Source organism: Pseudomonas tehranensis (assembly GCF_014268615.1).
Classification (GTDB): domain Bacteria; phylum Pseudomonadota; class Gammaproteobacteria; order Pseudomonadales; family Pseudomonadaceae; genus Aquipseudomonas; species Aquipseudomonas tehranensis.
Window position 1 is genome coordinate 1 of record NZ_JABWQV010000186.1, and the last position, 9,914, is coordinate 9,914.

The following is a 9,914-nucleotide window of genomic DNA, read 5'->3' on the forward strand; positions in this document are numbered from 1 at the left end:
CGCTTTCGCGAGCAAGCCCGCTCCCACCGGCTATGCGCCAGACGGCAAGGCTATCTGCTCCACAGTGACGGCAATTCTAGGCACCCCACCGAACGGCGATAAGCCGACCTTTCTGCGAATCTTTGTTACCGTTACTGCGATAATCCATTAGTCGGGGTCCGCCGCACTGTAACTTCGTGTCACAATTTGCCACCTCCCAAGAGAGCCCTTCATGGACACTTTGCAAAACATGCGCGCGTTCAGCTGTGTGGCCGAAGCGGGCAGCTTCACCGCCGCCGCCCAACAGCTCGATACCACGACCGCCAACGTTTCGCGTGCGGTTTCCAATCTGGAAGCCCATCTGCAAACCCGCCTGCTCAACCGCACCACCCGCCGCATCGCCCTGACCGAGGCCGGCAAACGCTATCTGCTGCGTTGCGAGCAGATCCTGGCGTATGTCGAGGAGGCTGAAGCCGAGGCCAGCGATGCTCACGCACGTCCTGCCGGGCAGTTGAAGGTCCATACCATGACCGGCATCGGCCAGCATTTCGTGATCGATGCCATCGCCCGTTATCGCAAGACCCATCCCGACGTGACCTTCGACCTGACCTTGGCCAACCGGGTGCCGGACATCCTGGACGAGGGTTACGACGTTTCCATCGTGCTGGCCAGCGAATTGCCGGACTCGGGCTTTGTCTCCCAGCGCCTGGGGATCACCTACAGCATCGTCTGCGCATCACCTGCCTACGTGAAAGCCAGCGGCTGCCCGCAAAAACCCGGTGACCTGCTCAACCACGCCTGCCTGCGCCTGGTCAGCCCGGTCATTCCGCTGGAGAAATGGGTATTTGACGGCCCCGAAGGCCAAGAGATGGTTACCATCAGCAACTCACCGTTCCTGGTGAACTCCGCCGATGCCATGAAAACCGCGATCACCAGTGGCATGGGCGTGGGCGTGTTGCCGGTGTATGCCGCCATTGAGGGCTTGCGCAATGGCACGCTGGTGCGGGTCATGCCCAACTACCGCTCCCAGGAACTGAACCTCTACGCCATCTATCCTTCGCGCCAGTACCTGGATGCGAAGATCAAGACCTGGGTCGAGTACCTGCGCGGTTCGCTGCCGGAAATCCTCGCGGCGCACCAAGCCGAGCTGACGGCCTATGAGTTGAGTGGCAGTCTGGCCGGTGCACGGGTCACGAACTGATTTCGCACCCGTGCTCCAAGGGCGATATCAGCGCTTGCCCATCGAGCGACGCGTGCCGGGCGGCGCGGCGCCAGGGGTTTTGGTGTGACCGTTCTTGGCGCCGTTCTTGTACCAAGGCTGCTGCCCGGCCCCTTTGGCCGCGGCCAGCTCACCCGGCTTGAACGGGAACTTGAAAGTCGGGATCGCGTTGACGCTCTCGCCGCTGGAAACATCGCTGTCGGGCCGGTCGGCCTGTTCGCCGTTCGGGTGTTCGTCCGCGGGCAAAGGTGTTGGGGAAGTCATGTAAAGCTCCGGGTAATGCGTGCAAGTCGGGCCCGGAGAGCGAGCCGCGAAAGTCGGCAGTATACCCGCCCGATACCGGCGCGCGCAGGGCGGATTCAATCGGCCCTACACTCGTCTGACAGTAAGTCGGGACAAAACTGACAAGCCCGTCAGTTAGGCGTCACCTTCCTGACCACCTCGCAACGCTATATAAGAAAGATAAAAATCCCTCTGTCCTGAACCGGCCTCCCACCTCCATGCACATCCAGAAAAAAACCGTCTTGCTCGTCGCGCTCCTGGTCGTCCTGGCGGCTGTCGCCCTCTGGTATGTCATCAAGCCCGTCACCGCCAAACCCGGCGCGCCCGTGGCCGTTCCGGTGAGGGTGGTCAGCGTGGTGCAAAAGGATGTGCCACGCTTTGCCAGTGGCATCGGCACGGTGTTGTCACTGCACAGCGTGGTGATCCGCCCGCAGATCGACGGCATCCTCACCCGACTGCTGGTCAAGGAAGGGCAACAGGTCAAGCAGGGTGACCTGCTGGCCACCATCGACGACCGCTCGATCCGCGCCAGCCTCGACCAGGCCAGGGCCCAGCTCGGGGAAAGCCAGGCACAACTGGCGGTCGCCCAGATCAATCTCAAGCGTTACAAATTGCTCAGTGTCGACGACGGCGTATCGAAACAGACTTACGACCAGCAACAGGCACTGGTCAACCAGCTCAAGGCCACCGCCCAGGGCAATCAGGCGGCCATCGATGCTGCCCAGGTGCAGTTGTCCTACACCCGGATCCGCTCCCCGGTGACCGGTCGCGTCGGCATTCGCAACGTGGACGAAGGCAACTTCCTGCGCGCCAGCGACACCGACGGCCTGTTCACCGTGACCCAGATCGACCCGATCGCAGTGGAGTTCGCCCTGCCCCAACAAATGCTGCCCACCTTGCAACGGTTGATGGCCGCCCCCGAGCAAGCGCTGGTCCAGGCCTACACAGGCGCCGATGGTAGCTCGGGTGAAATGCTCGGCGAGGGCCGCCTGAGCCTGATCGACAACCAGATCAACGCCAACACCGGCACCCTGCGGGCCAAGGCTGAATTCAGCAACGCCGCGCAACGGCTATGGCCAGGGCAGTTGGTGACATTGAAAATCCAGACCGCCCTCGACAAGGACGCCCTGGTGGTTCCACCGACCGTGGTTCAGCGCGGCCTGGAGCAACCTTTCGTGTACCGGATCAAGGGTAATCAGGTCGAGAGCGTACCGGTGGTGATGGTGTACCAGGACAGTGACCTGCACATCATCAAAGGGGTGAGCGCGGGCGATCAACTGGTGAGCGACGGTCAGTCACGGCTCAAGCCCGGCACCCGCATCCAGGTGCTCGGTGACCCCGTGGCCCAGGCCAGTGTGTCGGAGCCAAAACCATGAAGGGCCGCGGTTCGGTTTCGGCGTGGTGCATCGATCACCCCATCGCCACGGTGCTGCTGACGTTCGCCTTGGTGCTGCTGGGGTTGATCGCCTTTCCTCGCCTGCCTGTTGCGCCATTGCCGGAAGCGGAGTTCCCGACGATCCAGGTCAACGCCCAGTTGCCCGGTGCCAGTCCCGAGACCATGGCTTCATCGGTGGCAACCCCGCTGGAGGTGCAATTCAGCGCCATCCCCGGCATTACCCAAATGACCTCCAGCAGCGCGCTGGGCTCGACCAACCTCACCTTGCAATTCAGCCTCGACAAAAGCATCGACACCGCCGCCCAGGAGGTACAGGCGGCCATCAACACCGCCGCAGGCAAATTGCCCAATGACATGCCGAACCTGCCCACCTGGCGCAAAGTCAATCCGGCCGACAGCCCGGTGTTGATCCTCAGCATCAGTTCCAGCCTGATGCCCGGCACCGACCTGAGCGATTACGTCGAGACTCTGCTCGCCCGTCAGATCAGCCAGATCGACGGTGTAGGACAAATCTACATTACCGGCCAGCAACGCCCGGCGATCCGGGTCCAGGCCTCGGCCGACCGGCTCGCCGCCATCGGCCTGACCCTGGCGGACATCCGCGTGGCGCTGCAGCAAGCCAGCCTCAATCTGGCCAAGGGCGCCTTGTATGGCGAGTCGAGTATTTCCACCCTCGCCACCAATGATCAGTTGTTCACCCCTGAGCAATACCGTGAATTGATCGTGTCCTACAGGGACGGGGCGCCGGTTCACCTCAAGGACATCGCTACAGTCGTCAATGGTTCGGAAAACGCCTACGTCCAGGCCTGGTCCGACGGCGAGCCGGGGGTCAACCTGGTCATCTTCCGGCAACCGGGGGCGAACATCGTCGAGACAGTCGACCGCATCCAGGCTGCCTTGCCCACCCTTGAAGCCATGCTGCCCGCTGCGGTGCAGGTCAAAGTGATGATCGACCGGACCCAGACCATCCGCGCCTCGTTGCATGAAGTGGAAATCACCTTGCTGATCGCGGTGCTGCTGGTGGTGGCGGTGATGGCGTTGTTCCTGCGCCAGCTTTCGGCAACCCTGATTGTCTCGGCGGTGCTCGGCGTGTCACTGATCGCCAGTTTCGCCCTGATGTACGTGATGGGCTTTAGCCTGAACAACCTGACCCTGGTGGCGATCGTCATCTCGGTGGGGTTCGTGGTGGACGATGCCATTGTGGTGGTGGAGAACATCCACCGACATCTGGAAGCCGGCGAAGGCATGCGTGAGGCGGCGATCAAGGGCGCGGGCGAGATCGGCTTCACGGTGATCTCCATCAGCTTTTCGCTGGTGGCGGCGTTCATTCCGCTGCTGTTCATGGGGGGCGTGGTCGGGCGACTGTTCAAGGAGTTTGCCTTGACCGCGACGTCGACCATCCTGATTTCGGTGGTGGTGTCCCTGACCCTGGCGCCGACCCTGGCGGCCTTGTTCATGCGCGCCCCGACACATCATGCTCAGGCCGGGCCAGGCTTCGGCGAACACTTGCTGGGCTGGTATGAACGAGGCCTTCGTCGGGCCCTGGCCCATCAGAAATTGATGATCGGCGTGTTCGGTCTGACCCTGGCAATGGCGGTCGCCGGCTATGTATTCATTCCCAAGGGTTTTTTTCCGGTCCAGGACAACGGCCTGGTGCTGGGTACCAGCGAAGCGGCCGCCGATGTGTCATTCCCGGACATGGTCGCCAAGCACAAGGCCCTGGCCGAAATCGTCGCCGCCGACCCGGCGGTGCAAACCTTCTCCCACTCCGTCGGCGTCTCCGGCAACAACCAGACCATCGCCAACGGCCGCTTCTGGATCGCTCTCAAACCCCGGGGCGAGCGCGACGTGTCGGCCAGTGGATTCATCGACAGGATCCGCCCCAAACTGTTGGGTATCCCCGGCGTGGTGCTCTACCTGAGGGCCGGGCAGGACATTAACCTCAGCTCCGGTCCAAGCCGCGCCCAGTATCAATACGTACTCAAGAGCAACGACGGGCCGACCCTCAACACCTGGACCCAAAAACTCACCGACAGGCTGCGCGGCAACCCCGCGTTCCGGGACATCTCCAACGATCTGCAACTGGGGGGCAGCATCACCCACATCAACATCGACCGCAGCGCGGCGGCGCGCTTTGGCCTCACTGCCAGCGATGTCGATCAGGCCCTGTATGACGCCTTCGGTCAGCGGCAGATCAACGAATTCCAGACTGAAACTAACCAGTACAACGTGATCCTGGAGCTCGACACCGCACAACGCGGGAAGGCCGAGAGCCTGGCCTATTTCTACCTGCGCTCGCCGCTCAGTGGTGAAATGGTCCCGCTCTCGGCCCTGGCCCGCTTCGATGCGCCGACCAACGGCCCACTGTCCATTGCCCACGACGGTATGTTTCCGGCGGCCAACCTGTCGTTCAACCTGGCGCCTGGCGTGGCGCTGGGCGATGCAGTGCGCATGCTCGACCAGGCCAAGAACGAGATCGGCATGCCGGCTTCTATTACCGGTAACTTCCAGGGCGCGGCCCAAGCGTTCCAAAGCTCCCTGGCCAGCCAGCCATGGCTGATCCTCGCCGCGCTGTTGGCGGTGTACATCATCCTCGGCGTGCTCTACGAGAGTTTCGTACACCCGTTGACGATCATCTCCACCCTGCCCTCGGCCGGCCTCGGCGCGCTGGTCATGCTGTGGTTGCTGGGCCAGGATTTTTCGATCATGGCGCTGATCGGGTTGGTGCTGCTGATCGGCATCGTCAAGAAAAACGGCATCCTGATGATCGACTTCGCCCTCGACGCCCAGCGCAAGGGTGGTTTAACGCCCCAGGAAGCGATTTTCCAGGCGTGCCTGACCCGGTTTCGCCCGATCATCATGACCACCCTGGCCGCTCTGCTCGGTGCCCTGCCGCTGATGCTCGGCTCCGGCCCCGGCGCAGAATTGCGCCAACCGCTGGGCATTGCAGTGGTCGGCGGCCTGCTGGTGAGCCAGGCGCTGACGCTGTTCACCACACCGGTCATATACTTATGGCTCGAGCGACTGTTTCATCGGCCTGTCCAGCAGCCCGGACCTGCGCCGACGACGCTGGCGACCACAGACTGAGGCGGGGCCATGCGCGTTCTGATCATCGAAGACGAAGAAAAAACCGCGGACTATCTGCATCGCGGCCTGACCGAACAGGGCTACAACGTGGATGTGGCGCCGAACGGCGTCGAGGGGCTGCACCTGGCGCTGGAAAGCGATTACGCGGTGATCGTGCTGGACGTCATGCTGCCAGGCCTGGACGGCTTCGGCGTGCTGCGGGCTCTGCGCGCCCGCAAGCAGACCCCGGTGATCATGCTCACCGCCCGTGAACGGGTCGAAGACCGCATCAAGGGCTTGCGTGACGGCGCCGATGATTACCTGGGCAAGCCGTTCTCCTTCCTGGAACTGGTAGCCCGCCTGCAAGCCCTGACCCGCCGCAGCGGCAGTCATGAACCGGTGCAGGTCAGCATCGCCGACCTGTGGATCGACCTGATCAGCCGCAAGGCCACCCGCGCCGGCCAACGCCTGGACCTGACGGCCAAGGAGTTCTCGCTGCTCAGCGTCCTGGCGCGCCGCCAAGGCGAAATACTGTCGAAAACCGCCATTGCCGAAATGGTCTGGGACATCAACTTCGACAGCGACGCCAACGTGGTGGAAGTGGCCATCAAACGCTTGCGGGCCAAGCTCGACGGGCCGTTCGAAGAAAAACTGCTGCACACGATTCGTGGAATGGGTTATGTGCTGGAGAGCAGAGAGTGACTTTGCCCGACAGTATCGCCCTGCGCCTGAGCGGCATGTTCACGCTGGTGGCGGCATTGGTGTTCCTGTTGATCGGCGGGGCCTTGTACCAGCAAGTCGAAAAGGGCCTGGGCCTGTTGCCGGAAGCCGAACTCGATGCGCGCTACAGCGTGCTCGAATCCACGGTCGGTCGCTACGGCACACCCGAGCACTGGGTGAAGATCAATAACAAGTTGCGCCTGCTGGGAGAGGAAGACAAACGCATCCGATTCTGGATCGTCAGTGGCGATCCACGCTTTGAATATGGCAACCCCGATCCACAGATTCGTGCCTTCGCCGAAGGTTCGCTGGGCAAGCGCGACCTGAAACTGGCGGCGCAGCAATACCCGATGAAAGTGCTCGTGAGCCAGTTCCCGGCCAAGGACCAGCGTCCGCCACTGCGCTTCATGATCGGCATCGACACCCAGACGTTCTACCAGACCCAACACCATTTGCTGGTGGCGCTGGTGAGCCTGGCGATTGTCGGGGTGGTCCTGGCCTCCTTACTGGGCTACTGGGTGGCGCGTATCGGCCTCAAGCCGCTGATCAAGCTGTCCGATGAGGCCAGACGCCTGACACCACCGCGCTTGTCCGGGCGCTTGCAGATGTCACCGTTGGCGCCGGAGCTCAGTCAATTCGTCAGGTCCTTCAACGCCACCCTCGACCGGGTCGAACAGGCGTACTCGCGACTGGAGTCGTTCAACGCCGACGTCGCCCATGAGCTGCGCTCGCCCCTGACCAACCTGATCGGCCAGACCCAGGTGGCGCTGACCCGTGGGCGCTCGGCTGAGCATTACTTCGAGGTGCTGCAATCGAATCTCGAAGAGCTGGAGCGACTGCGCTCGATCATCAACGACATGCTGTTCCTCGCCAGCGCCGACCAGGGCAGCAAAGCCACCAAACTCACCAGCACCTCCCTGGCCGGCGAAGTGGCGACCACCCTCGACTACCTGGACTTCATCCTCGAAGACGCCCAGGTCCAAGTCAGGGTCGACGGTGACGCCCAGGCCAACATCGAGATCGCCCACCTGCGCCGCGCACTGATTAACCTGCTGAGCAATGCGGTGCGACACACCGCCCCGGGGCAAGTGATCAATGTGCGCATCGAGGCCTTGGGCGACCAGATCACCCTCGCCGTAACCAACCCCGGCGATCCGATTGCCGATGAACACCTGCCGCGCCTGTTCGAACGTTTCTACCGGGTGGATGCCTCCCGCAGCAACAGTGGCGCCAACCACGGGTTGGGGCTGGCCATCGTCAAGGCGATTGCGCTGATGCATGGCGGGGATGTCTTCGTGCGCAGTGACCGGGGCGTGAATACCTTCGGGATCCGCTTGCCGGCTTGACACTCCACGCTGTTTAGATCGGATTGGGATGAACTCCAGGCGATTGAATGCTGGATGAAAGCCAAATGTAGCAAAGTAAAAAGATCTCAACCTTCGACAGTGCTCACGCGTTATTGCGCGAACACTGATTGCCCGCTCTCACCGATCCAAGCACAATCAGCAAAAGGCCAGCATCTGGTGCATTGCCGGTTATGCAACCCTTTGGGACGGATCCCAGCCAAATGACAAATGCAGACATCGGAACCATGAGCGCGAGCAGTGCGACACCCGGCAACACCCCGTTTTCGATACGCTCGGAACGGGTACTGGTACTGGCCAGTTCGTTGGTTGTCATTGCCATCCTGAGCATCGTGACCTTCCTGCTGATCCGCGAATACGCCGCCGCCCAACAGGCCGCGACACGTTCGGCAACCAATATCGTGCAACTGATTGATGCCGACGTGTTGCGCAACGTGGAGCTCTACGATCTGTCGCTACAAGGTTTGGTCGCCGCCACCCAACGCGACGACCTGAAAGACGTTTCGCCGACGATTCGCCACTTGGCGCTCTTCGACCGTGCCACCGCCGCCCCCTATAAAGGCGACATCCTGCTGCTCGACAAGCGCGGCGATGTAGTCGCCGACTCCGCCTCGATTGAGCCACGAAAGGGCAACTACGCCGACCGGGAATATTTCCAGTCCCATGTCCAGAACCCGAGCCCGGGCATGATGATCAGTCGCCCGTTTCGCTCCAGAAGTGCCGCGCAGGACTGGCGCATCAGTTTCAGCTACCGAGTGAACGACGAACAAGGGGAGTTCGTGGGCGTGGCGGAAGCCGCGATGCGCTTGAATTACTTCAACCAATTGTTCAAGAGCCTGAACATCGGTCATGGCGGCACAGTCAATCTGGTCAGCAGCGACGGCTTCCTGTTGGCCCAGGAGCCGCCCCTGGCCGAGGACCTGATTGGCAAGGATTTCAGCAACCGCCCGAACTTCATGCGCATCCTGCGCGAAGGCAACGGCAGCTTCACCAGCGTATCCGGTCAGGACCAGAAGCCGCGCCTGTACACCTTTTCCCAAGTGGGTGATCTGCCTTTGATCGTGGTGGTGGCGCTCTCCTCCGATGAAGTCTTCGCCTCCTGGAAACGCACGGCGCTGCTGGTCAGCGGTGCTACAGGAGCATTGTGCATCGGCTTGCTCTGGCTCACCTGGCTGCTGCGTCATGAACTGAGGCGGCGCCACCACGCTGAACGGGAACTGGCGCAACTGGCGTCCGTCGACTCGCTGACGGGCCTGGCCAACCGCCGGACCCTGGACGAAACGCTGCAACGGGAATGGCTGAGGGCCCAGCGCTCGGGCCAACCGCTGTCAGTCATGATGATCGATGCCGATCACTTCAAGGCATTCAACGATCGCCACGGCCACCAAAGCGGTGACGAGGCCTTGCGCACCCTGGCGCATCTGATCGGCCGGCATGTCCGTCGACCGGCCGACCTGGCGGCGCGCTATGGCGGTGAAGAGTTTTCGGTGGTACTGCCGGAAACCACCACCGCCGGAGCCTTTACCATGGCCCAGAACATTCGCGAAGCGGTGGAGCAATTGCCGCCTTTCATTCCCGGCGCAGCGCCCATGACCGTTAGCATCGGCATCGCCACCTGGGCCCAAGGGCCGTATGGCGAACTAGAACAACTCATGTTCGCCGCCGACAAGGCGCTGTACCAGGCCAAGGCCAGTGGGCGCAATCGTGTGGTTTGCGCGATGTGACACCCGAGCACCCAATGCCATGGAGATGGTGTCTCTGTGGCGAGGGAGCTTGCTCCCGCTGGGCTGCGCAGCAGCCCCAAACAGGCCTGGCCAGTAAATCTGGTACACCGTGGTGCCAGGTTTCAGGGCCGCTGCGCGCTGGAGCGCCAGCCCGGCCCAGCGGG

At 62.3% G+C, this 9,914-nt stretch carries 7 protein-coding genes; 6 read left to right on the forward strand and 1 reads right to left on the reverse strand.

From position 1 onward, the window contains the following. Positions 1-211 precede the first annotated feature (211 nt). Positions 212-1,180, forward strand: coding sequence for a LysR family transcriptional regulator (locus tag HU811_RS20580; protein WP_092393770.1), 969 nt, complete (start codon positions 212-214; stop codon positions 1,178-1,180). Positions 1,181-1,207: 27 nt separating this feature from the next. On the opposite strand, the gene HU811_RS20585 is transcribed toward HU811_RS20580, so the two are convergent. Further along, positions 1,208-1,462: a hypothetical protein gene (locus tag HU811_RS20585; RefSeq protein WP_186657809.1), complete on the reverse strand. Its 255-nt coding sequence runs from the start codon at positions 1,460-1,462 to the stop codon at positions 1,208-1,210. Between the two features lie 236 nt (positions 1,463-1,698). Between HU811_RS20585 and HU811_RS20590 the strand changes: the two genes are divergently transcribed. The 5 genes from HU811_RS20590 (at position 1,699) to HU811_RS20610 (ending at position 9,750) form a co-directional block, all read left to right on the forward strand. After that, entirely contained in the window at positions 1,699-2,856 is a 1,158-nt protein-coding gene (locus HU811_RS20590; RefSeq protein ID WP_092456272.1) for an efflux RND transporter periplasmic adaptor subunit, read from the forward strand. Next, positions 2,853-5,963, forward strand: coding sequence for a multidrug efflux RND transporter permease subunit (locus HU811_RS20595; RefSeq protein WP_186657811.1), 3,111 nt, complete (start codon positions 2,853-2,855; stop codon positions 5,961-5,963). The genes HU811_RS20590 and HU811_RS20595 overlap by 4 nt, the downstream gene beginning before the upstream one ends. A gap of 9 nt (positions 5,964-5,972) precedes the next feature. Then, positions 5,973-6,644 (forward strand): heavy metal response regulator transcription factor, encoded by a 672-nt coding sequence (locus HU811_RS20600; protein WP_186657813.1) that lies wholly within the window; start codon positions 5,973-5,975, stop codon positions 6,642-6,644. Then, complete coding sequence (locus HU811_RS20605) at positions 6,641-8,008, forward strand: heavy metal sensor histidine kinase (protein WP_186657817.1); 1,368 nt, start codon at positions 6,641-6,643, stop codon at positions 8,006-8,008. Before HU811_RS20600 ends, HU811_RS20605 begins: the two co-directional genes overlap by 4 nt. Before the next feature lie 245 nt (positions 8,009-8,253). Continuing rightward, entirely contained in the window at positions 8,254-9,750 is a 1,497-nt protein-coding gene (locus HU811_RS20610; RefSeq protein WP_186657820.1) for a sensor domain-containing diguanylate cyclase, read from the forward strand. Positions 9,751-9,914 lie beyond the last annotated feature (164 nt).